Source organism: Citrobacter arsenatis (assembly GCF_004353845.1).
Taxonomy (GTDB): domain Bacteria; phylum Pseudomonadota; class Gammaproteobacteria; order Enterobacterales; family Enterobacteriaceae; genus Citrobacter; species Citrobacter arsenatis.
This window is the reverse complement of sequence record NZ_CP037864.1, coordinates 1,614,516-1,638,713: the sequence shown is the minus strand read 5'-3', so window position 1 is coordinate 1,638,713 and position 24,198 is coordinate 1,614,516. Positions and strand designations below refer to the sequence as shown.

Sequence of the window (24,198 nt, the reverse complement as noted above, 5' to 3'; positions counted from 1 at the left end):
GATGGCACGCACATTTAAGATCTTATCGCCTACGGCTATCCTGGGTTATGGCTTCCCGGAAGAAAGTTTTCGTAAAGCCATGGAAGAGTCACCGGATCTTATTGCTGTTGACGCAGGTTCCTCCGATCCTGGCCCCCACTACCTGGGGGCGGGTAAACCCTTTACCGACCGGGCCGGTGTGAAACGCGATCTGCGCTATATGATTGTGGCAGGCGTTAAGAACAACATCCCTGTCGTGATCGGCACAGCCGGTGGTTCTGGCGCGGCTCCGCACCTGGAGTGGTGTCGCCAGATAATTCATGAGATCGCACAGGAAGAAAAACTGTCCTTCTCAATGGCCCTGATCCCGTCTGATGTCAACAAAGAAATCGTTCATCAGGCGCTGGATAACGGCAAAATCACCGCGCTCGATTTTGTGCCTGAACTGACTCACGAGGCAATCGAAGAGAGCACCTATATTGTCGCGCAAATGGGCGTTGAGCCCTTCCAGCGCGCGCTGAAAGCAGGTGCACAAGTTGTTCTGGGCGGACGAGCCTACGATCCGGCTTGCTTCGCTGCGCTGCCGATTATGCAGGGCTTTGATGAAGGTCTGGCGCTTCATTGCGGTAAGATCCTTGAGTGTGCTGCCATTGCCGCCACCCCTGGCTCTGGCTCAGATTGTGCGATGGGGATTATTGACGACAACGGCTTTACGCTGAAGGCGTTCAATCCCAAGCGTAAGTTCACTGAAACTTCCGCGGCGGCGCACACGCTGTATGAGAAGTCCGATCCGTACTTCCTGCCAGGGCCAGGCGGCGTACTGAACCTGAAAGCGTGCACCTTTACCCAGGTTAACGAGGGCGAAGTGTATGTCAGCGGTTCACGTCATGAAGAAACACCGTATGCGTTGAAACTGGAGGGTGCGCGTCAGGTTGGCTTCCGCTGTCTGACCATCGCCGGCACGCGTGATCCGATAATGATTGCCGGGATTGACACCATTCTCGAAGAGGTTCAGGCCAGCGTTGCGCGTAACCTCTCATTGAATGACGACAGTATCCGTATGACGTTCCACCTGTACGGTAAGAACGGCGTGATGGGCAACCATGAACCAATGAAAACCGCCGGTCATGAACTGGGGATTTTACTGGATGTCGTTGCGCCGACGCAGGATATCGCCAACAGCGTTTGCTCTCTGGTGCGCTCTACCCTGCTGCACTACGGTTATGAAAATCGTATTGCGACCGCGGGCAACCTCGCCTTCCCGTTCTCGCCATCTGATATTCAAAGTGGACCGGTGTATGAGTTCTCGATCTATCACCTGATTGAAGCAAGCGATGCGCTGCGTTTTGATTTCCACATTGAACAGGTGACGCCAGAAGGAGTTCAGGCATGAAACACTCAATTTGTTCACTGGCGCAGGTTATTCGCTCCAAAAACGCCGGGCCATACGAACTGGTATTAGATATTTTATTTAAAACCAGGGAAGACTATCAGCGGGTGAAAGCCTGTGAGCAATTAACACCACAGCTTATTGCCGGTTTATACAATGTTGAACCTGACTTTATTCACAATATCGTGTGGTTCGATCCGGCGAATGCCGTAAAAATTGTTATGCCGCGCGATATTATTTCCGGCAACGTTGGCGACAATGATGTTTATGGTGCGCAGCAACACGCTCCATTATTAAGTATTGAGTTCGACTTGTAGCAAAAAAACACAATAACAACCATTGGAGCACAGAATTCAGCGGTATCACAGTGCTTCGAATTATTCATGCGGTTGGTCACAACAGGCGTGCGTCTGAGCTGCTGTCCAGGTTCAGGCGCACGCCACCCTACACAATTCCAATTACCAGCCTTTATCCGATGGAGTACACATGAAGAAAATAAGTTTAACGAAGATGATCATATTAGGCCTGATACTCGGCATGATTGCCGGGGTGGCCATAAATAATATGGTCGCGGCTGAAACAGCAAAATCCTACGCAGCGGACATTTCTATTTTTACCACCATATTCTTACGCATGGTAAAAATGATTATCGCGCCATTAGTTATTTCAACGCTGGTTGTGGGTATTGCCAAAATGGGCGATGCCAAAACGCTGGGACGTATATTTTCGAAAACCTTCTTCCTGTTTATTTGCGCCTCTCTGGTGTCAATTGCACTGGGTCTGGTTATCGTTAATATTTTCCAGCCAGGGGCCGGCATCAACTTCGTGCCGCATGACGCTGGAGCCGTTGCTGCAGTTAAGTCAGAGCCGTTCACGCTGAAGGTGTTCATCTCGCACGCAGTGCCGACCAGTATTGTCGATGCCATGGCCCGTAACGAAATTCTGCAGATCGTCGTGTTCTCAATTTTCCTCGGTTGCAGCCTGGCCGCGATTGGTGAAAAAGCCGAACCGATTGTCAAGGTTCTGGATTCATTGGTGCACGTGATGCTGAAGCTGACGGGCTACGTCATGCTGTTTGCGCCATTGACCGTTTTTGCCGCTATTTCAGGTCTGATTGCCGAACGTGGTCTGGGTGTGATGGTCAGCGCCGGGATCTTTATGGGTGAATTCTACCTGACGCTAGGTATGCTGTGGGCGATCCTGATTGGCCTGTCAACCATGATAGTTGGGCCTTGCATCGCACGTTTAACGAAATCAATCCTCGAACCTGCACTGTTGGCCTTCACCACCTCCAGCTCTGAAGCCGCCTTCCCGGGCACGCTGGACAAGCTGGAAAAATTCGGTGTTTCGTCCAAAATCGCCAGCTTCGTTCTGCCTATCGGTTACTCCTTTAACCTGGTCGGCTCGATGGCGTACTGCTCCTTTGCCACCGTCTTTATTGCCCAGGCGTGCAACATCGAACTGAGCATGGGCGAGCAAATTACCATGCTGTTAATCCTGATGCTGACCTCTAAAGGGATGGCGGGCGTACCGCGTGCATCCATGGTGGTTATTGCCGCAACCCTAAACCAGTTCAACATTCCGGAAGCCGGTCTGATCCTGCTGATGGGTGTGGATCCGTTCCTCGATATGGGTCGTTCTGCTACTAACGTCATGAGTAACGCCATGGGCGCTGCCATTGTGAGCCGTTGGGAAGGTGAACACTTCGGCCAGGGTTGCCGTGGAACAGCGCCGGTGAAAACCCCGGAGCAGGAACGCCCGGTTACCGAAACAGAAGTCGCTTTGTCCTGATACCACGTTATTGCCGGATGGCGCTTGCGCTTATCCGGCCTACATAACGTTTAACTATCCGTAGGCCGGATTAGACGGTACGCCGCCATCCGGCACCAAGATGAACACCAACAGGAAAGCACCATGACTAAAACTCTTCTCGGCGTGAGTATTTTTTCCTTCAGCATTTTGTTTAGCGCAACGACCCTCGCGCAAACCACGCCAGATTACGCAAAGCTTATCGACCAGGCGCATCAAAAATATAAAAGTAACAACGATGGAAAAGTCGCCGACTACATCCCTGCCCTGGCGACCTATAGCCCGAATAATTTTGCCATCACCATTGCCACGGTAGACGGCAAGATCTATCAGGTTGGCGATGTTAACAAACCCTTCCCAATGGAATCCCTGAGTAAAGTCTTCACCATGGCGCTCGCCATGGAACAGCACGGTCCTCAGGTGGTGCTGGATAAACTCGGGGCCAATGCCACCGGCATGCCTTTCAACTCCGGTTTAGCGATTGAGCTAACCAAAGGCGCGCCTGAAAACCCGCTGGTAAACGCCGGGGCGATGAGCGCCGTAAGCCTGATTGAAGCCAAAGACAAAACCGATCGCTGGAACAAAATCCTCGACAACCTGAACGTCTGGGCCGATGCCAAACTCACGGTTAACGAGCCGGTTTTCAAATCCGAGATGGAAACCAACCAGCACAATCAGGCGCTGGCGAAGCTGATGGAATCCTATAACAGCTTCTATGGCAACACCGACGAAGCCGTCGAAATTTACACCCGTCAATGCTCGGTGGATATCACCGTTGAGCAATTGGCCAAAATGGGTGCGGTGCTGGCGAACAAAGGCAAATCGCCATTCAACGGCAAGCAGCTACTAAATGAAAAATATGTTCCGCAGGTGCTGGCAGAAATGGCGATTGCCGGACTGTACGACGGCAGCGGTAAATGGCTGTACACCGTTGGCATCCCGGCAAAAAGCGGCGTCGGCGGCGGAATGGTTGCCGTTGTTCCGGGCGAATATGCGATTGCCGTCTATTCTCCGCCGCTGGATGAAGCTGGTAACAGCGTTCGCGCCCAGAAAACGATCGAATACGTCGCTGAAGCGACGCAGGCCAATGTCTTTTTAGCAAAATAACTTGATGCCGGATGACGCTTCGCTTATCCGGCCTATGAGTAGCGCATTTATTTACGCCGTGATGCGGCAAAAATGAAGAGGTGAGAAGTAAACATGTCTAAACCATTTGTCTGGCAGGAACTCTTTGTTCAGAGTAAAGATAATACCGAATATGAATTACTGAGTAACCAGCACGTTACGGTAACGGAGTTAGACGGAGAGGAAGTGATTAAGGTTGCGCCAGAAGCGTTAACCTTATTAGCACAGCAGGCATTTTATGAGGCTTCATTTTTTCTGCGTGCCGGACATTTAAAACAGATAGCCAGCATTCTGCACGATCCGCAGGCCAGTAGTAACGATAAGTACGTCGCATTGCAACTGCTGCGCAATGCTGAGGTTTCGGCCAAAGGCGTCCTGCCCAACTGTCAGGATACCGGGACGGCAACCATTGTGGCCTGCAAAGGACAGCATGTCTGGACCGGCGGTGATGACGCAGAATCATTAAGCAAAGGCGTGTACACCACCTTCACCGAAAACAACCTGCGTTACTCGCAAAACGCCCCGCTGGACATGTATACCGAGGTCAATACCCAGACAAACCTACCGGCACAAATTGATATCAGCGCCACGCCGGGCAGCGAATACCGTTTCTTGTTCGTCAACAAAGGCGGCGGATCTGCCAACAAAGCGGCGTTGTTCCAGGAAACCAAATCTATTCTGCAGCCGGAAAAACTCACCGCGTTTCTGATCGAAAAAATGAAATCATTAGGCACAGCCGCCTGCCCGCCGTATCACATCGCGTTCGTCGTTGGCGGCTTGTCTGCCGATCAGGCGCTAAAGGTTGCCAAACTGGCTTCAACCAAATATTACGATAACCTGCCCACCAACGGGAACGAGCTTGGCCAGGCGTTTCGCGATACGGCGCTGGAAACCGAGCTGCTTAATGCCAGCCGCGAGTTTGGCATCGGCGCGCAGTTTGGCGGCAAATATTTTGCCCACGATATCCGGGTGATCCGCCTGCCACGTCACGGCGGCTCCTGCCCTATCGCCATGGCCCTCTCTTGCTCAGCCGACCGCAATATTAAGGCCAAAATTAACAAACACGGTATTTGGCTGGAGAAACTGGAGCACAACCCGGGCAAATTCATTCCTGATTCACAGCGAGTAGAAAACGGCGCCCAGACCGTACAACTTGATTTGAACCGCCCGCTACGCGAGATTCTGCATGACCTGTCCGCGCTGCCCATCGGTACACGTTTGTCGTTAAGCGGCCCGATTGTTGTCGCTCGCGATATCGCCCACGCTAACATCAAAGCGCGACTGGATAACGGCGAACCGATGCCGGAATACATGAAAAAGCATATCGTTTACTACGCTGGTCCCGCCAAAACCCCGGAAAATCAGGCCTGTGGCTCAATGGGTCCCACCACTGGCGGGCGCATGGATGGGTATGTCGATACCTTCCAGGCGCAAGGCGGCAGCCTCATTATGCTCACCAAGGGTAACCGCAGCCAGCAGGTCACTGATGCCTGTCACAAACACGGTGGGTTTAGCCTCGGCAGCATTGGCGGTGCCGCAGCCCTGCTGGCGCAGCAGTACGTGAAGAGTCTACAGTGCCTTGAATACCCCGAGCTGGGAATGGAAGCGGTGTGGATGATGGAAGTTAAAAATATGCCCGCCTTCGTCTTAGTAGATGATAAAGGCAATAACTTCTTTAGCCAATTTGAGCAGCAGCATCGCTGCGCAACCTGTCCGGCAGGACACTAGGGAGTCACCATGGAAGCGCGAGCCAATAATGACAGGCACCGCCAGCGTCAGCAGAAACTGAAAGAACAGGTTGATACCCGCGTGGCGGCGGCAACGGAGAAGAAAGGGATCCTGATTGTCTTCACCGGCAACGGTAAAGGTAAATCCACCGCAGCCTTTGGCACGGCAACGCGCGCGGTTGGTCACGGAAAAACCGTTGGCATCGCGCAGTTTATTAAGGGGCAGTGGGATAATGGCGAGTACAACACGCTGCAACCGCTCGGCGTCGAATTTCATATTATGGGCACCGGATTCACCTGGGAAACCCAAAATCGGCAAGCTGATATCGAGGCGGCAACGGTAGTCTGGCAGGAAAGTAAACGCATGTTGGCTGATGCACATTACGATCTGGTGGTGCTCGACGAGCTCACTTACATGCTGGCTTATCACTACCTGGATACCCAGGAAGTTATCAGCGCCATCGAAAATCGCCCTGCTGAGCAAAGCGTCATCGTTACCGGGCGCGGATGTCATGCGCTATTACTGGAACTGGCCGATACGGTCAGTGAAATTCGCCCGGTCAAACACGCGTTTGACAACGGTATTCAGGCGCAGGTTGGGATTGACTGGTAGCGGTTCTTTTGCCGGATAACGATGCTAACGCAACTTATCCGGCCTACCAATCCCGTAGGCCTGATAAGGCGCAAGCCGCCTTCAGGCAGCCGACACCACAGATTTATTCAATAGCCAGTTACGGAAAATCTGTAAATGCTCGGACTCTGATTTCTCTTCACGCCACGTCATGATGAAACGGTTCCCGGTGCGCATCGGGACATCGCAAGGAATTACCATATCACCACTGTCCAGATCGTGTTGAATCGCAAAACGGGGCAGCAGCGCAACGCCCAAATTAGAACGAACCGCCGCAATCAGCATCGACAACAAATCAAATCTCGGACCTTTATTTACCAACGGGCTGCTGACGTCAGACAGCGCAAACCATTCCTGCCAGCCTTTGATTCGTGTGCTCTGGTGCAGGAGTGGGTATTCGTTCAGCAGCTCGTCAACGGCCAGTTTCCGTTCCGGTTCGGTCAGCAAACAGCGGCTACATACCGGCAGAATTTCCTCTTCAAACAGATACTCAACTCCTGACCACGGCGAGTAGAAATCTTCACGCATAATTGCCGCGTCATACTCACGATTGAGAAAATCGCCGATATTCGCCAGCGAATGGATGTTCACGATAATATCAGGATTCAGTTTGTTAAACTCGCGCAGGTTTGGGATCAGCCAGTGCGTACTGAACGTCGGATTCACCGCCAGCTCAATAACCTGTACGGTCGGTTGCCAGGTCATTATTGTGGTCGTATCGCGCTCGAGTTTATTTAACGTTTCTTTAACGATGCTTAAATAATGTTTGCCGGCCGCATTTAAAAAAATACGTTTTTTGGCATGATTAAATAGCGCAGTATTAAGAAAATCCTCCAGCGCATTCACCTGGCGGAAAACAGCACTTTGTGTTAAAGCCAGCTCTTCGGCTGCCCGGGTATAACTTTCGTGACGCGCAACTACTTCAAAAGTTACCAGCAACTCCGTCTTGGGTATTTTTCCTCTCATAACCTCTTCCATTTGCAGCGTACAAAAATAGTTTAATATATAAAAAATAATTCAAGACACCCAGATAAGCATCGAGAGTTATATTTTATTTTATCCATTGATGTCATTGATCCAATCCATGATTTACACACACTGATGGCGGATAAATATTAACCAATAATACTCAAGCACAGCAATAAACACAATTTAAATAAGGTTAAACCTAAGTAAATAGTGCCAATAAGTTCTTAATAATTTTTCAAGTCATCTTGTTTATTGCGGAAAAAACTTTGCGAGATTAATCAATATTATCCATGCGATAATTCTGGATAATTTCACGTTATAACTTACGGGCAAACGACTGCTTTTTATCATTCTTTGATGTAGTTTCTGCCACTTTTTGATAGACGTGATAAAGGACACACTGTGAAAACTTTCGGAAAGGTCTGGCTCGTTGGAGCAGGTCCCGGTGATATTTCATTACTGACCCTCAAAGCGATGATGTGCATTAAACAGGCTGACGTTATTATTTACGATCGGCTGGTCAATCCTAAAATTTTGGAATGGGCATTACCTGATTGTCTGCTTATCAATGTTGGCAAAAACCCAGGCTTCCATTGTGTTCCCCAGGATGAAATCAACGCACTGCTGGTTCAATATGCCCAAACACATCACAACATCGTGCGTCTGAAAGGTGGCGATCCGTATGTGTTTGGCCGTGGGGCTGAAGAAGTTGAGGATCTGGTTGAGTCGGGCATCCCTTTTGAAGTGGTGCCCGGTATCAGTTCGACCATTGGCGGCCTGACTTATGCAGGGATCCCGGTGACGCATCGCGATTTTGCCTCCGGCTTTCACGTGGTGACTGGCCATACGCGGGAAGGTAACCAACAGCAGGACTGGCGTCAACTGGCGAAGCTTAACGGCACACTGGTCATCGTCATGGGGATCGCCAATCTGGCGTTTATCTGTGAAGAGCTGTTGATGGGCGGAAAAGCAGCAGACACGCCCGCCGCGCTAATTATGTCCGCGACGCGAGAAAATCAACGCCGCCTGACCTGTACGCTCGGTTCATTACTGGGCAAAGCGCAGGAAGCGAACATCCTTCCACCCGCGCTGATTGTTATTGGTGATGTGGTAACCCTGAGCGATCGGCTCTCTTTTCTACCTGAAGCCATCACGTTGCCAGAACACCTTTACTGCGAAAGTCTGGCGTGACGAAAAGACTGGGGCGACGTTTGATGCGCCGCCCGGAAAACGCGACAGAAATAGCTGGTTTGCGCGTATTGCAGCTTCCGGGCAATGCTGTCTATCGAGTGCACCGGATCGTGTAATAACTCCCCTGCTTTTTGCATTCTTTTCTGACTCACCCAGGTTTTAAAATTAACCCCCTGGCGTTTCTTGAAAAAACGGCTGAAATAGTTTGCGCTTAAGCAAACATGGGCCGCTACCGACTCCAAAGACAATTCACCATACAAATTTTCATCAATGTAACGCAGCGCCGCCATAAGTTTTTTCTCATGACGCGAAGGCTCCGTGAAATAATGACGAATGTAACCGGTTGTCGGAACTGAAATCTGCTCAGAGAGCAAATTCTCTTTCTCAAAATTATCAACAATAAAACTTAACAAATTTGCCGCTGCCACCAGCGTATTATTATCCACCCGCGTGGACTGGCCCCATTCAGCTTTAATTACCGGGTTGTCAATCCATGAGCATTTATTATCAATAGCAATAGTTTTATATTCCTGATACTTTACCCGTACCTGCCCGCAGATAATAAAACCGTAAAGATGCCCCTCACGGATTAATGGCATTGAGAACAAGCTTAGCCCTGCATGACAGGTGAGTATTCTGGGTTTAAGCTGTTTTAACGCCTCAAAAGCGCAGTATTTGTCGCACTTTTGACACTCTGAACGAAATCGTTCATCCGCCCGCATTAATGTGCAAAACGAATTAAAATTATGACATTTAGATAACGCTTTTCCGTTAATATCAACAACAACCGAAGCTAACCCGGTTGCACGGGAGAAGATTTCTGCAATAGAGAAAAAGCGTTGTAAATAGTCATCCTGGATTTTCAGCGGCACGTTATCCTCGGCATTAACAATATTAAAGCCGCTAATATGCAAAATTTAGCCACGAGAAAGAATGATGTTCACCGCAAAAAATAATCTCATTTATGCAGATGATTATGATCAATTGGCAAGAGAATTATGGCGACCACGATAATACTCCGTTGCACACCGCTGGCTTCGCTTTCTCAAAGATTAACGAATCTTCACACTCTCTTGTGAGACTCTTTTCGCAACGCTCAACATCTATCTCCATTATTTTCAATAGATTACTCATTTTTACTGCGAATCAATGATGTGCTTATTTGTGATAATCATCATGTGAATGTGAAAGGCCCTCCTGAATAATATGTTCAATTAGCAAACAATCTGAACGGAGTTGATCCATGGCCGTCACCACAGGCGTTATCGCCGACGATTTCACCGGCGCAACGGACATTGCAAGCTTTATGGCGCAGCAGGGGTGGCGCGTTGCGCTATTACCCGGAATGCCTGATCCCGCTCAATGCTGGAATGAAGAGGTTGACGCTATCGTCATCTCGCTAAAAAGCCGCTCTTTACCCGCAGAACAGGCCGTCGCACAGTCTCTGTCCTGTGCCCGCTGGCTGAAACAAAAGGCAGGTGTCAGCCAGATCTATTTTAAATATTGTTCGACGTTTGACTCCACGCCAACAGGCAACATTGGACCAGTCAGCGATGCGTTGATGAACGACCTGCAGACTCCTGTGATCGTCCACTGCCCCGCCCTGCCGCAAAACGGGCGCACGGTGGTGCACGGCCATCTTTTTGTAAACGGCGTACTGCTTAACGAGTCCGGAATGGAAAAGCATCCGCTCAATCCCATGACCGATGCCAGCCTGCCGCGCCTGCTGAGCGCGCAAACGCCAGGCGCGGTTGGCTGCATCAACCTCAGGACGCTGCATCAAGGTGTGGAAGCGGTCACTAACGCTCTGGCACAACTTCAGGCTGAAGGTATGCGTCACGTTATCGTCGATACGCTGGATGAAGCAGATCTCAACACGCTGGCGCAAGCACTCCATGCCAGTCCTCTGTTAGCCGGGGGCTCCGGGCTTGGCGGCGCGCTGGCCGCCTGCGCCAGAGGTCAGCAACCCCAGCCGTCAGACACTTTTCCACTGCCTGCCAAAACGGTGGTGTTCTCCGGTAGCTGCTCGGCGATGAGCAATCGTCAGGTTACTCGTTATAAGGCCGCGGCAGCATCTCGAGTGCTCGATGTCGCTCGCTGCCTGTCTGATGCAGAACGCTACACCGATGAACTGTGTGCCTGGACGATGACGCATATCAACGACCCATTCGCGCCGATGATATACGCCACCCAACCGCCAGACGTACTCACTCGCATTCAACAGGAGTACGGCGAACAGGCTGCCAGCCAGGCAATCGAACACGCTTTTGCCCGACTGAGCGCCAGGCTACAGGCTGCAGGTGTAAACACCTTTATTGTCGCAGGCGGAGAAACATCCGGGACCGTGGTGGAAGCCTTGCAGGTGAAGCGTCTTTCCGTTGGCAAAGCCATCGCGCCAGGCGTGCCGTGGGTATTTTCTTCCGGTCTGGCGCTGGCGCTGAAGTCAGGCAACTTTGGTGACGAAGATTTCTTTTTTACTGCCCAGGAGTACGCATTATGAATCCGGTGAGTGAACACCAACTGCGCGAACTACTCGTCCATTATGGCCGTTCCCTGTTTATGCGCGGCTACAGTAGCGGCGGTTCCGGCAATCTCAGCGCCAAACTGCCGGATGGCGGCTATCTGGTGACCCCGACCAACTCCTGTCTGGGCGAGCTTAATCCGGCCACGCTAAGTCGGCTTGATGCCAACGGCGTTCATCTTGGCGGTGACAAACCCTCAAAAGAGGTGCCCATGCATCTGGCGTGGTATCGGCATCGTCCATCCTGCGGCGCGGTCGTGCACCTGCATTCTCCATGGCTGACCGCGCTCTCCTGTCTGCCGTGCACCACGCCGGAAAACTGTCTGCCGCCATTAACGCCGTACTACGTGATGCGCGTCGGGCAGTTGCCGCTGCTGCCTTATTTCAAGCCAGGACATGAAGGCATTGCCAGCGCGCTGAGTGAAATTGCAGCAGACCATACGGCAGCGCTGCTGGCCAATCACGGGCCGGTAGTAAGCGGTCGCTCGCTGCGTGAGGCAGTGTTTAACGCCGAAGAGCTGGAAGACAGCGCCCGCATCTGGCTGACGTTAAAACCGCTCGGCTATGTTCCGCTCTCAGAAGAGGCGGTGGCCGAACTTGAACATTCCCGGCAAGCGTGAGGTGAGATGATGATCCCCGAGCAACGACGTGATTTTATCTACCGCTACGTGCACGAAAAAAATGCCGCCTCATTTAATGAACTGGCAGATTTGATGAGCGTGTCGCATATGACCGTGCGCCGCGACATTCAATTGCTGGAAGAAGAAGGCAAAGTTATCGCCATTAACGGCGGTGTGAAGCTCAATAACCTGTTGAAATCGGAACTGCCATGGCGGGAAAAAGCCGAGTTGAATCATGACGTGAAGCGCAAAATGGGCCAGCTTGCCGCAATGCTCATTGAGCCCGGACAAACGCTGTATCTGGATGCCGGAACGTCGTTGTTTGAAGTGGCGAAAGCGGTCGCCGCCAGCCACTGTTTCAATCTGACGGTAGTCACCAACGATTTTTCCATCAGCCACTACTTGATGGATATGCCACACATTACGCTCTATCACGCCGGCGGTCTGGTGGATCAACGTAACCGCTCATGTCTTGGAAAAAGCGCTGCCAGTTTTCTGGGCACCATTAATATTGACGTGGCGTTTCTGAGCTCCTCGTCATGGGATACCGAACGCGGTATGTCGACACCGAATGAAGGGAAAGCCTCGGTCAAAGAAGCGGTACTCACCGTCTCCCGGCGTCGGGTGCTGGTCTGCGACAGCAGTAAGTTTGGCAAATACGGCATGTTTCACATCTGCGGTCTGCAGCAGTTGACCGACATTATTTCTGATAATCGGTTACCGGAAAACGCTCAGCAAACTATTGCCAGTCAGGGCGTTAAGCTGCATCTGGTTGATGGCCGGGAGGGTGCGCGCCATGCTGAAGTTAGCGGCTAATCTCGACTGGTTGTTTACAGATTTACCGATAGCGGCGCGATTTGCGGCGGCGCAGGCGGTCGGTTTTCGCGGCGTAGAAGGGCTATTTCTCTGGCAGCATCCGCTGAAACATTTGCAAGCCGCTCAGCGGGAAACATCCCTGCCGGTGGTGCTGATGAACGCCCCGGCTGGCAACTGGGCGCAAGGTGAACGAGGGCTAGCCGCACAGCCCGATCGAGACAATGAATTTCACCATAGCCTGAACGTGGCGCGCGATTACGCCACGGCGCTGGGCTGTCGCCGGGTTCACGTTATGGCCGGCTTGCGCTGCGACGACCTGGCGCTACACGCCCAGCGCGATCTCCTGACGAACCGGCTGCGCATCGCCTGCGATGTGATGGCAGACGCGGAAATCGATGTACTGATTGAACCATTAAATTCGCAGGATATGCCCGGTTATTTTATTGACAGTTTTCCTCTGGCCGAGTCAATTATTCACGAAGTTGCCAGGAAAAATATTGGCTTACAGTTTGACATTTACCACTGTCAGAAAATTCATGGCAACGTGGCGAAAAATATCGAACGCTATTTCACGCTTATTAAACATTTTCAAATCGCTTCTGTTCCTTATCGTCATGAACCGGGAGCCGGGGAATTAAATGAAACATGGTTATTTGATTTCATAAGAAAAATGAATTACCAGGACTGGATTGGCTGTGAATATCAACCGTCAACATCAGAGCCCGACTCATTAAACTGGATGACGCCTTACCTATAATTTTAATATCTCTGTACCGGAGGAAAAAATGTCGGATACTGTTATTATTTCGCTGGCACCTGTTGCCGCGGATTGCCCCAGAGTTATACCCGAAGAACTGGCGCAGGAAATACTCGCCAGCGTAGAACATGGCGCGTCCATCGTGCATTTACACGTTCGCGATAAACAGGGACGCCTGACACCAGATACTACCGACTTTCAGGCAACCATCGACCGCGTAATGCGCCATTCGGACCTGATTATTCAGGCTTCTACCGGCGGCGTATCTTCAATGTCCATCGCCGAACGCTGCGCGCCACTGGACTGCCCCGGCGTGGAAATGGCTTCGCTGAACGTCGGTTCCGTCAACCTTGGTGATGCGGTGTACTTTAATCCCGCTCCGGATGTGGAATATTGTTCCCGGCAAATAACCGAACGCCATATTATTCCAGAGTTTGAAGTTTTTGAAATCGGCATGATTAATAACATTCTGACGTTTGAAGATGAAATAAAATTTCAAAAACCCATGCTCTTTAATATCGTTCTCGGTCACCGCGGCAGTACGCCTGCTACCGTTGACGCATTAATTGCTCTGCGTAGCATGATCCCACGTGACGCCTTATGGGGAATTACCCATTTTGGCAGAAAGAATTTCGATATTATCGCTGCTGCCGTCGCTATGGGGGCCAGTGAAGTGCGAATCGGCTTTGAAGATAGTTATTATTTAAGCATCGAAGAAAAAGCGCAGCATAATTATCAGCAGGTCGCCAAACTCGCTACGCTCATTCAGAGTATGGATAAAAAAGTCGCCACACCGGAAATTGCGCGGCGCATGTTATCTATTCCTCCCCGGCAGCAATAACAACAGCAAGGACATTTCAACATGACTATGACCACTGTTATTCACAAAACCGGACTCGGCGTCAGCGTTGCGGGCGCGGCGCTGGCGATTATCGGCGCACTCATCCAGTCCGCGTCCCTGTGGCAGCCGGGGCTGGTGATGTTCACCGCCGGATTCGCCGCCGGTGCAGGCTACTGGCCTGGTTTACGCAGCTATCAGTTTACGCTGTGGATCATCGCCGGTTTTGTTGCCGCCATGACCTGGTCTACGGATCTGATCGTCTGGGGCGGTTTCAATATCACCCATAAATGGATCGTGTTCCTCGTGATTCAGGCCACCATGTTCAGCATGGGCACTAAGCTAACGATCCAGGATTTTATTGATGTCGCCAAAATGCCGTGGGCCGTGTTTATCGGTACCTTCTGCCATTTCGTGATAATGCCCCTGCTCGGTCTGACCATCACTCTGGTATTCAATTTTCCGCCTGAAGTCGCGGTAGGCATTTTATTGATTGGCGCTTGCCCCAGCGGTCTCTCGTCGACGGTGATGGTTTACATCGCCAACGCCAACCTCGCGCTGGCGGTGTCAATCGCCGCCGTCTCAACGCTGGCGGCAACGGTGATGACGCCACTGTGGGTTAATCTGCTGGCGGGTTCGATGATCGATATCCAGCTCACCGCGATGGTGATGGACGTGGTTAAAATCGTATTAATTCCCATCGGCGCGGCAATTCTGCATGACTATCTGAAAACCTATGCAGGCTTGCGCGGTCGCCGTGTTGTCCAGGTGCTTGCCGGGATCGGCGCACTTTGGCTGCTGTATATGATTGCCGGCGGCTGGGACGCGCTGTTTGGTCACGCCAGCGCCGAAGCGCAGATGTACGCGGTAGTCCTCAACTTCGTGGCAGGCGGTCTCGTCTGGGCATTGTTCTACAACTGGCTGTATGGCCGCGTGGCGGGCGTGAAGAAGGTCATGCCAACCATCTCAATGATGGGGATCATTTTCTTTACCACCACCGCAGCCGCAGCCGGACGCGACAACCTGGTACAGGTCGGCTTCCTGCTCTGCTTCGCCATGTTGATGCACAACCTCGGTGGTTTCCTGATTGGCTATCTGATGAGCCGCTGGATCTTCCGCATGGACGTGCAGTCTGCCCGTACCGTGGCCTTTGAAGTCGGACTGCAAAACGGCGGTATGGCGTCCGGGCTTGCCGCGGCGATGGGCAAACTGGCAACTGTTGGCCTCGCATCAGCGGTGATGACACCGCTGGGCAACGTTAGCGGCTCGCTACTCGCCAACTACTGGCGCAAAAAAGACGCCAGACAGGCTCAGGCAGCTGCAGCCAAAGATCCCGTTCAACCCGCTTGCGAAAATCTGTCGAAAGGATAATCACGATGACAACTCTCACTCTGGGACACGCCCTGCGCGCCGTAACCTGTGCGCTAGAGCTCGCCGAAACATATTACGCAAATCGCCCATTAAGCGTGGCCGTATGCGATACCAATGGAGAACTGCTTAGCTTTGCGCGGATGGAAAACGCCAAACTGTTAACCATCGAGTTAACCCAGCGTAAAGCGCGCACCAGTAGCCGCCTGGGCTGCACCACGCAGGCATTTTTACAGCGTCTGCAGAAAGAGCAACTGGATATTGGCTATTTTGCCGACCCGCGTTTTACAGCGCTGCCGGGCGGGATCCCGATTCTGCACCAGGGGAAATGCCTCGGAGCCGTCGCGGTAGGCGGTTTATCCGCACAGGAAGATCATGATGCGGCGCTGGCCGTCGCGGAAACGTTACTCAAGGAGATTGCCCAATGAAAAAAGTCGCCATGCTGCATACCAGTGCAGCCACGCTTGCGATGATGCAACAACTGATCGCCGACATTATGCCGGACGTGGAATTTATGCACCTGGTTGAAGAATCCATGATCAAGCAGGTAATGAAGGCCCAGGGCGTGACGCCAGATATTGCTGCTCGTATCGCCGACTATGTGCATATTGCTGAAAAGGCGGACTGCGATATTTTTATTACCGCCTGTTCCTCAATTGGTACTGCAGTGGAACAATGCCAGTTTATGACCCCACTCCAGCTCGCGCGCATTGACTGCGCGATGGTGGAAGAGGCGATTGAAAAAGGCGAGCGGATCGCCGTGCTGGCTACCGTCGCCACCACGCTGAAGCCGACGCTGGATTACGTGCAGCGCAAAGTCCAACAGAGCGGTCAGCAGCGCACTATCACGCCGATATTAATGGAAGAAGCCTTCCATGCGCTGTTAGCGGGAGATATGGATACTCATGACCGTATCGTCAGTGAAGGATTACAGAGCGCCTTTAGTCAGGCGGATGTCGTGATGCTGGCGCAGGCCTCGATGGCGCGGGTGTTACAGCAGCTCCCTGCCCCGCCGGTACCGGTAATGACCTCACCGGAAAGCGGTATACGCTGGCTGAAGGCGCTGGCGGAAAGCTAAATTACCGAAAAAAAAGGCCATCATCAGATGGCCAACCATGTCGAAATGGGACCAGCCCTTGACTATGCAGAGAGTCAGGGCTGTTTTTTTTAGTTCTTACTTAATAACGGTTTTCAGCGCTTCGCCGATATCGGCCAGGCTACGAACAGTTTTCACGCCTGCGGCTTCCAGCGCAGCGAATTTCTCATCCGCCGTACCTTTACCACCTGCGATGATCGCACCAGCGTGACCCATACGTTTACCTTTCGGCGCAGTCACACCCGCGATGTAACCCACAACCGGCTTGGTCACATGATCTTTAATGTACGCCGCCGCTTCTTCTTCCGCGCTACCGCCGATCTCACCGATCATGACGATCGCTTCAGTCTGCGGATCCTCCTGGAACAGCTTCAGGATATCGATGAAGTTTGAGCCAGGGATCGGGTCGCCGCCGATGCCCACACAGGTAGACTGGCCGAAGCCGTAGTCGGTGGTCTGCTTAACCGCTTCATAGGTCAGCGTACCGGAACGGGAAACGATACCCACTTTACCCGGCTTGTGAATGTGGCCCGGCATGATGCCGATTTTGCATTCGCCTGGGGTGATAACGCCTGGGCAGTTCGGGCCGATCATGCGTACGCCAGCTTCATCCAGTTTCACCTTCACGGTCAGCATATCCAGCGTCGGGATACCTTCGGTAATGGTGATGATCAGTTTGATGCCTGCGTCGACAGCCTCCAGGATGGAGTCTTTGCAGAACGGAGCCGGCACGTAGATAACGCTGGCGGTTGCGCCGGTCGCTTCTACCGCTTCACGCACGGTGTTGAACACCGGCAGACCCAGGTGTGTGGTGCCGCCTTTGCCAGGCGTAACACCGCCCACCATTTGTGTACCGTAAGCAATCGCTTGTTCAGAGTGGAATGTCCCCTGGCTACCGGTAAAGCCCTGGCAGATAACCTTGGTATCTTTATTAATTAAAACTGACATTATTTCCCCTCCACTGCGGCAACAACCTGCTGAGCTGCATCCGTCAGACTTTTCGCTGCAATAATATTCAGGCCGCTATCAGCCAGTTTTTTCGCGCCGAGTTCGGCGTTGTTGCCTTCCAGACGTACCACGACCGGAACGTTAACGCCCACTTCTGCTACCGCGCCGATGATACCATCAGCAATCAGGTCGCAACGTACGATACCGCCGAAGATGTTAACCAGTACGGCTTTAACATTATCGTCAGAGAGAATAATTTTGAACGCTTCGGTTACACGCTCTTTGGTCGCACCGCCGCCCACGTCGAGGAAGTTAGCCGGTTCGCCACCGTGTAGCTTAACGATGTCCATGGTGCCCATTGCCAGGCCCGCACCGTTAACCATGCAGCCGATGTTGCCGTCCAGTGCGACGTAGTTCAGTTCCCACTGTGCAGCCTGCGCTTCACGTGGATCTTCCTGAGACTGGTCGCGCATTTCACGCAGGTCAGCCTGGCGGAACAGCGCGTTGCCGTCAGCGCCCAGTTTGCCGTCGAGGCAGATCAGGTCACCCTGCTTGGTCACGACCAGCGGGTTGATTTCGATCAGCGCCAGATCGCGCTCCAGGAAGATAGTCGCCAGACCCATGAAGATCTTGGTGAACTGCTGAACCTGTTTACCTTCCAGGCCCAGTTTGAACGCCAGCTCACGCCCCTGATAAGGCATCGGGCCTGCCAGCGGATCGAGCGCCACTTTGTGGATCAGGTGCGGGGTTTCTTCCGCCACTTTTTCGATTTCCACACCGCCTTCGGTAGAGGCCATGAAAACCACGCGACGGGAACTACGGTCAACAACTGCACCAAGGTAAAGTTCTTTGCCAATGTCGGTCGCAGCTTCAACCAGGATCTGATTTACCGGTTGACCATGGGCGTCTGTCTGATAAGTAACCAGACGTTTACCCAGCCAGTGCTCAGCAAAAGCACGAATGTCTTCTTTGCTGTTTACAACCTTCACACCGCCCGCTTTACCACGGCCACCAGCGTGAACCTGACATTTCACTACCCACGGGCCTGCGCCGATTTTAGATGCAGCTTCTTCGGCTTCACGCGGAGTAGTACAGGCATAACCCACCGGTGCCGGTAAGCCATAGCGGGCAAAAAGTTGTTTTGCCTGATATTCATGTAAGTTCATGTGTTCTGTCCATCCTTCAGGTAATCGTTATCTTTTACCCGTAGGCCTGATAAGCGTCCAGACCTACGGGGCAGGTGATACTCTTATTAACTACACGTCCAGCAGCAGACGCGTTGGATCTTCCAGCAACTCTTTAATGGTTACCAGGAAGCCTACTGACTCACGACCATCGATCAGACGGTGGTCATAAGACAGCGCCAGATACATCATCGGCAGGATTTCAACCTTACCGTCTACCGCCATCGGACGATCTTTGATGGCATGCATACCCAGGATGGCGCTCTGCGGCGGATTGATGATCGGCGTAGACATCAGGGAACCGAACACGCCACCGTTAGTGATGGTGAAGTTACCGCCCGTCAGATCTTCAACCGTCAGCTTGCCGTCGCGACCTTTAACTGCCAGTTCTTTAATATTTTTCTCGATGTCAGCCATACCCAGCAGATCCACATCACGCAGTACCGGCGTGACCAGGCCACGCGGCGTGGAGACCGCCATGCTGACATCAAAGTAGTTGTGGTAAACCACGTCATCGCCGTCGATGGACGCGTTCACTTCCGGGTAGCGTTTCAGCGCTTCAACAACCGCTTTCACGTAGAAAGACATAAAGCCCAGACGGATACCGTGGCGTTTCTCGAACGCGTCACCGTACTGCTTACGCAGATCCATGATTGGCTTCATGTTGACTTCGTTGAACGTGGTCAGCATGGCGGTGGAGTTTTTCGCTTCCAGCAGACGCTCGGCTACGCGTTTGCGCAGACGGGTCATCGGCACACGTTTTTCACCACGAGCGCCCAGCGCAGGCTGTGCGGCTGGTGCTGCAGCCGGTGCTTTAGCTTCTGCTTTCGCAGCCGGCGCTTTGGCCAGATGTTTTTCAACATCTTCACGCGTGATACGGCCACCGACGCCGGTGCCGTTGATAGCGCTGGCTTCGAGATTATGCTCACCCAGCAGGCGACGGATCGCCGGGCTCAGAGCATCGTTATTCTGCTCAGCAAGAGACGCCTGCTGGCGCTGTGCCGGAGTAGAATCTTTCTCTTCAGACTTGGCACTGGTCTCTTTACCGGTGCTGTTGCCTTCACGCAGGCGACCGAGGATCTGGCGAGAAGTGACGGTAGTCCCTTCATCTTCCAGAACCGCATCAAGAATACCGTCCGCTGATGCCGGTACTTCCAGTACCACTTTGTCAGTTTCGATTTCTACCAGTACTTCATCACGACGTACTGCATCGCCCGGTTTTTTGTGCCAGGTTGCAACCGTTGCATCCGCTACGGATTCAGGCAGGTCGGGAACAAGAATATCTACGCTACTCATTATTTATCCTTTATTTAATCGACGTTCAGCGCGTCATTAACCAGATCTTGTTGCTGCTTCTGGTGAACGGACATATATCCTACTGCCGGAGAGGCAGAGGCCGGGCGACCTGCATAACGCAGAGCTGACCCAAATGGAATTACTTCACGGAAATGATGCTGGCTGCAGTACCATGCGCCCTGGTTGAGCGGCTCTTCCTGGCACCAGACAAAATCATGTACGTGAGCAAACGGTTTCAGCGCTTCCTGCACCGCTTTATGCGGGAACGGATAGAGCTGTTCGATGCGCACAATGGCGACATCTTTTTGGTCATTCTTGCGGCGTTGCTCCAGCAGGTCGTAATAAACCTTACCAGAACACATCACGACACGCTTCACGCCTTTAGGATCAAGTTCATCGACTTCGCCAATGGCCGGCAGGAAGGTGCCATTTGCCAGTTCGTCCAGCGTAGACACCGCCAGCGGATGACGCAGCAGCGACTTCGGTGACATCACCACCAGCGGACGGCGCATACCGCGCAGCGCCTGACGACGCAGCATGTGGTAGACCTGTGCCGGGGTAGACGGGACGCACACCTGCATGTTTTGCTCAGCGCAAAGTTGCAGATAACGTTCCAGACGCGCGGAAGAGTGCTCCGGACCCTGACCTTCATAGCCGTGCGGCAGCAGCATAACCAGACCGCACATACGGCCCCATTTCTGCTCACCGGAAGAGATGAACTGGTCGATAACCACCTGCGCACCGTTGGCGAAGTCGCCGAACTGCGCTTCCCAGATGGTCAGCGTACGCGGTTCTGCCGTGGCATAACCGTACTCGAACGCCAGCACGGCTTCTTCAGACAGTACGGAGTCCCAGACGCGGAACGTGCCCTGCCCGTTATGCACATGCTGCAGCGGCGTGTAGGTTGAACCGTTCGCCTGGTTATGAATCACCGCGTGACGGTGGAAGAAGGTTCCGCGACCGGAGTCTTCACCCGACAGACGAACCGGAATGCCTTCGTCAACCAGCGTGGCGTAAGCCAGATTCTCTGCGCCACCCCAGTCGAACAGCTTCTCGCCTGCGGCCATGGCCTGACGGTCACCGTAAATTTTGGCAACGCGCGACTGCATTTCAACGGCTTCAGGCACGGTGCTGATGCGTTTTGCCAGCTCCTGCAGACGCTTCATCTCAACCTTGTTCGGGTAGCTTTCGTCCCACTCGTGGTTGAGGTACGGCGACCACGTGAAGGAGTGCATGTTCATTGGACGCCACTCTTTCACCACGCACTCGCCTGCATCCAGCGCGTCACGGTACAGATTGACCATTTCGGTCGCATCTTCCAGCGTGGCGACTTTGTCGCTTTCCAGCTTGTCAGCATAGATTTTACGCGGGGTCGGATGCTTTTTGATTTTCTGATACATCAGCGGCTGGGTTGCGCTCGGCTCGTCGGCTTCGTTGTGGCCGTGACGGCGATAGCACACCAGATCGATGAAGACATCGCGTTTAAAGGTATTACGGAAATCCAGCGCCAGACGCGTCACGAAAGCGACCGCTTCCGGATCATCCGCGTTCACGTGGAAAATCGGCGCCTGAACCATCTTACCGATGTCGGTGCAGTACGGCGTAGAACGCGCATCCAGCGGGTTAGAGGTGGTGAAGCCCACCTGGTTGTTGATGACGATGCGAACGGTACCGCCCACTTCGTAACCACGCGCTTTCGACATGTTCAGGGTTTCCTGAACCACGCCCTGCCCGGTGACTGCCGCATCACCGTGAATGGTAATCGGCAGCACTTTATTGCTGCTCGGCTCGTCCAGCCTGTCCAGACGTGCGCGTACGGAACCGATAACCACCGGGCTAACGATTTCCAGGTGCGATGGGTTAAACGCCAGCGCCAGGTGTACCAGGCCGCCTTCGGTTTCGATATCCGATGAGAAGCCCATGTGGTACTTCACGTCACCGGTGCCGAGATGTTCTTTATGTTTGCCTGCAAATTCGTCGAACAGTTCCTGAGGTCGTTTACCCAGTACGTTAACCAGAACGTTCAGACGACCACGGTGCGCCATGCCCAGCACCACTTCACGGGTGCCGCTGTTACCGGCGTGGCGGATCATCTCTTTGAGCATAGGGATTAACGCATCACCGCCTTCCAGCGAGAAGCGTTTCGCGCCCGGGAACTTCGCGCCCAGGTAGCGTTCCAGGCCTTCTGCAGCAGTCAGTTCGCTCAGGAAGCGTTTTTTCTCTTCGCTACTGAACGCGGCACGGCCAGACTCAATACGCTGCTGAAGCCAGCGTTTTTCTTCGGTGCTGGTGATGTGCATATACTCGGCGCCAATCGGGCCGCAGTAGGTTTGTTTCAGCGCGACAACCAGATCGCTCAGCTTCATCGTGTCTTTGCCGCCAGCAAAAGAACCTACGTTAAAGCTTTCCTGGAAATCCGCATCGGTCAGATCGTGGAAGGAAGGATCCAGATCGGCCACATTTTCTTGCTGCCACAGTCCCAGCGGATCGAGATTCGCATGCTGATGGCCGCGGAATCGGTAGGCGTTAATGAGCTGCAGGACTTTAACCTGCTTCACATTGGCATCGGGGTCGGAAATAGAAGAAGAGTAACGTGGGGTAATCAACGCCTGTCGACGGAAATAATCACGTGTTTTTGAGTGGAGTTGATCCGGTTTGACTCCGGTACCAGGTAACTGCTGGAACGTCGAACGCCAGTTAGCATCTACCGAGTCAGGGTCGGTTAAGAAGTCTTCATAGAGCTGTTCTATCCAGCTCTGGTTAGAACCAGAGAGGTAAGAAGAGTCCAACCAGGCTTTCAAAGCGCTGTTCTGCATCGTGATCCCTTAAGCATCTTTTCTGCTTATTTAATACTCTAAATAGGTCACGTTTCAGGAAGGCGGCAAGCTTGCGAATCCCTGGGAACTTACATCCAGTAAGTGACCGGGGTGAGCAAGTGCAGCCAACGCACATGCAACGTGATCTATGACGAGTATTTCGCCGTGGATACTACCACGCACACCGATGTGCGTGCCGGGGTTCACTTGTTGCGGACTGTCGTGTCATCTGCGTCCGCTAAGGAACCTTTAAAAACTGTCTAATAATGTGGCAGTTTTTAGAGGTTTCCTGCACTTATATTGCCTGATGGCGCTTCACTTATCAGGCCTACGGGATTGTACCTGTAGGCCGGATAAGACGTTTACGTCGCCATCCGGCAACAACTACTTACGCGCTACGCTTGAGCAACATCGACTTGATGTGGCCGATAGCGCGCGTCGGGTTTAGTCCCTTAGGACATACGCTGACGCAGTTCATGATGCTGTGACAGCGGAATACGCTGAAAGCGTCACTTAAACCTTCCAGGCGGCTGTCGGTCTCGGTATCGCGGCTATCAATTAAGAAACGATACGCGGCCAGCAGGCCTGCCGGTCCAATAAACTTGTCCGGGTTCCACCAGAATGATGGGCAGGACGTTGAGCAGCATGCACACAAAATACATTCATACAGCCCATCGAGCTTCTCACGCTGCTCGGGCATTTGTAAATGCTCACGAGCCGGCGGATTTTTCCCATTATTCAACAAGTAAGGCTTAATCTTCTCATACTGTGCGTAGAATTGTCCCATGTCTACCACCAAATCGCGCACAACCGGTAAACCCGGCAACGGGCGAATGACAATTTTCTTGCCCGGCTGATTCAGCGCAGAAATAGGTGTGATACAGGCCAGTCCATTTTTGCCGTTCATGTTCAGACCGTCGGAGCCGCAGACCCCTTCACGGCAGGAGCGACGAAACGACAGCGACGGATCTTTTTCTTTCAGCTGCATCAACGCATCCAGCAGCATCATGTCGCGCCCTTCTTCCGCCTCCAGGGTGTAATCCTGCATGCGCGGAGCATCGTCAACATCCGGGTTATAGCGATAAACTGAAAACTCGAGTTTCATTGTCCTGTCTCC

General features: G+C 52.7%; 22 protein-coding genes. 15 read left to right on the top strand and 7 right to left on the bottom strand.

All coding sequences use genetic code 11. The features are described from left to right. Nucleotide 1 precedes the first annotated feature (1 nt). The 6 genes from E1B03_RS08805 (at nt 2) to cobO (ending at nt 6,643) form a co-directional block, all read left to right on the top strand. Nucleotides 2–1,372, top strand: coding sequence for an acyclic terpene utilization AtuA family protein (locus tag E1B03_RS08805; RefSeq protein ID WP_103768832.1), 1,371 nt, complete (start codon nt 2–4; stop codon nt 1,370–1,372). Beyond that, on the top strand, nt 1,369–1,686 hold the full coding sequence (locus E1B03_RS08800) for a DUF4387 domain-containing protein (protein WP_043015639.1): 318 nt from the start codon (nt 1,369–1,371) through the stop codon (nt 1,684–1,686). Before E1B03_RS08805 ends, E1B03_RS08800 begins: the two co-directional genes overlap by 4 nt. A 169-nt stretch (nt 1,687–1,855) precedes the next feature. After that, entirely contained in the window at nt 1,856–3,160 is a 1,305-nt protein-coding gene (locus tag E1B03_RS08795; protein ID WP_103768831.1) for a dicarboxylate/amino acid:cation symporter, read from the top strand. Nucleotides 3,161–3,283: 123 nt separating this feature from the next. Continuing rightward, complete coding sequence (glsA, locus tag E1B03_RS08790) at nt 3,284–4,285, top strand: glutaminase A (protein ID WP_133086066.1); 1,002 nt, start codon at nt 3,284–3,286, stop codon at nt 4,283–4,285. Nucleotides 4,286–4,378: 93 nt separating this feature from the next. Continuing rightward, entirely contained in the window at nt 4,379–6,031 is a 1,653-nt protein-coding gene (locus E1B03_RS08785) for a class I fumarate hydratase (protein ID WP_133086065.1), read from the top strand. Between the two features lie 9 nt (nt 6,032–6,040). Beyond that, nucleotides 6,041–6,643 carry a cob(I)yrinic acid a,c-diamide adenosyltransferase gene (cobO, locus tag E1B03_RS08780; RefSeq protein ID WP_103768828.1) on the top strand — a complete coding sequence of 201 codons (603 nt, stop codon included), beginning with the start codon at nt 6,041–6,043 and terminating at the stop codon, nt 6,641–6,643. Nucleotides 6,644–6,724: 81 nt separating this feature from the next. On the opposite strand, the gene E1B03_RS08775 is transcribed toward cobO, so the two are convergent. Then, the gene (locus tag E1B03_RS08775) at nt 6,725–7,627 is read right to left on the bottom strand and encodes a LysR substrate-binding domain-containing protein (RefSeq protein ID WP_103768827.1); all 903 of its coding nucleotides are present in this window, start codon (nt 7,625–7,627) and stop codon (nt 6,725–6,727) included. 405 nt (nt 7,628–8,032) lie between these two features. On the opposite strand from E1B03_RS08775, the gene cobA reads away from it, so the two are divergent. Then, nucleotides 8,033–8,821: a uroporphyrinogen-III C-methyltransferase gene (gene cobA / locus E1B03_RS08770; protein ID WP_133086064.1), complete on the top strand. Its 789-nt coding sequence runs from the start codon at nt 8,033–8,035 to the stop codon at nt 8,819–8,821. Here cobA and E1B03_RS08765 read toward each other — a convergent pair. Then, the gene (locus tag E1B03_RS08765; RefSeq protein WP_133086063.1) at nt 8,800–9,693 is read right to left on the bottom strand and encodes a PocR ligand-binding domain-containing protein; all 894 of its coding nucleotides are present in this window, start codon (nt 9,691–9,693) and stop codon (nt 8,800–8,802) included. The two genes, cobA and E1B03_RS08765, sit on opposite strands and share 22 nt — an antisense overlap. Before the next feature lie 371 nt (nt 9,694–10,064). On the opposite strand from E1B03_RS08765, the gene otnK reads away from it, so the two are divergent. From otnK to E1B03_RS08725, 8 genes are read left to right on the top strand one after another with little or no spacing between them, the layout of a single operon-like run. Beyond that, on the top strand, nt 10,065–11,321 hold the full coding sequence (gene otnK / locus E1B03_RS08760) for a 3-oxo-tetronate kinase (protein WP_103768825.1): 1,257 nt from the start codon (nt 10,065–10,067) through the stop codon (nt 11,319–11,321). After that, nucleotides 11,318–11,962: a 3-oxo-tetronate 4-phosphate decarboxylase gene (otnC, locus tag E1B03_RS08755; protein WP_103768824.1), complete on the top strand. Its 645-nt coding sequence runs from the start codon at nt 11,318–11,320 to the stop codon at nt 11,960–11,962. The genes otnK and otnC overlap by 4 nt, the downstream gene beginning before the upstream one ends. 6 nt (nt 11,963–11,968) lie before the next feature. After that, a complete protein-coding gene (locus E1B03_RS08750) occupies nt 11,969–12,778 on the top strand; it encodes a DeoR/GlpR family DNA-binding transcription regulator (RefSeq protein ID WP_207949461.1) in 810 nt (269 codons plus the stop codon). Then, nucleotides 12,759–13,535, top strand: a complete 777-nt coding sequence (locus tag E1B03_RS08745) for a hydroxypyruvate isomerase family protein (protein ID WP_133086062.1) — start codon at nt 12,759–12,761, stop codon at nt 13,533–13,535. Before E1B03_RS08750 ends, E1B03_RS08745 begins: the two co-directional genes overlap by 20 nt. Before the next feature lie 28 nt (nt 13,536–13,563). After that, nucleotides 13,564–14,376 (top strand): beta-keto acid cleavage family enzyme, encoded by an 813-nt coding sequence (locus E1B03_RS08740; RefSeq protein ID WP_133086061.1) that lies wholly within the window; start codon nt 13,564–13,566, stop codon nt 14,374–14,376. Between the two features lie 21 nt (nt 14,377–14,397). Beyond that, nucleotides 14,398–15,744 (top strand): bile acid:sodium symporter family protein, encoded by a 1,347-nt coding sequence (locus E1B03_RS08735; protein WP_133086060.1) that lies wholly within the window; start codon nt 14,398–14,400, stop codon nt 15,742–15,744. 5 nt (nt 15,745–15,749) lie between these two features. After that, entirely contained in the window at nt 15,750–16,169 is a 420-nt protein-coding gene (locus E1B03_RS08730) for a GlcG/HbpS family heme-binding protein (protein WP_133086059.1), read from the top strand. Continuing rightward, nucleotides 16,166–16,819 (top strand): aspartate/glutamate racemase family protein, encoded by a 654-nt coding sequence (locus tag E1B03_RS08725; RefSeq protein WP_133086058.1) that lies wholly within the window; start codon nt 16,166–16,168, stop codon nt 16,817–16,819. Before E1B03_RS08730 ends, E1B03_RS08725 begins: the two co-directional genes overlap by 4 nt. Before the next feature lie 96 nt (nt 16,820–16,915). Here the strand turns inward: E1B03_RS08725 and sucD are convergent, their stop codons facing one another. From sucD to sdhB, 5 genes are all read right to left on the bottom strand, one after another. Beyond that, on the bottom strand, nt 16,916–17,785 hold the full coding sequence (gene sucD / locus E1B03_RS08720) for a succinate--CoA ligase subunit alpha (protein WP_103768817.1): 870 nt from the start codon (nt 17,783–17,785) through the stop codon (nt 16,916–16,918). Continuing rightward, nucleotides 17,785–18,951, bottom strand: coding sequence for an ADP-forming succinate--CoA ligase subunit beta (gene sucC / locus E1B03_RS08715; protein WP_003022927.1), 1,167 nt, complete (start codon nt 18,949–18,951; stop codon nt 17,785–17,787). The genes sucD and sucC overlap by 1 nt, the downstream gene beginning before the upstream one ends. Before the next feature lie 90 nt (nt 18,952–19,041). Beyond that, nucleotides 19,042–20,265 carry a 2-oxoglutarate dehydrogenase complex dihydrolipoyllysine-residue succinyltransferase gene (gene odhB, locus E1B03_RS08710; RefSeq protein ID WP_043015624.1) on the bottom strand — a complete coding sequence of 408 codons (1,224 nt, stop codon included), beginning with the start codon at nt 20,263–20,265 and terminating at the stop codon, nt 19,042–19,044. A 14-nt stretch (nt 20,266–20,279) separates the two neighbouring features. Continuing rightward, nucleotides 20,280–23,081: a 2-oxoglutarate dehydrogenase E1 component gene (gene sucA / locus E1B03_RS08705; protein ID WP_103768815.1), complete on the bottom strand. Its 2,802-nt coding sequence runs from the start codon at nt 23,079–23,081 to the stop codon at nt 20,280–20,282. Between the two features lie 388 nt (nt 23,082–23,469). Continuing rightward, complete coding sequence (gene sdhB, locus E1B03_RS08700) at nt 23,470–24,186, bottom strand: succinate dehydrogenase iron-sulfur subunit SdhB (protein WP_003022921.1); 717 nt, start codon at nt 24,184–24,186, stop codon at nt 23,470–23,472. Nucleotides 24,187–24,198: the final 12 nt, after the last annotated feature.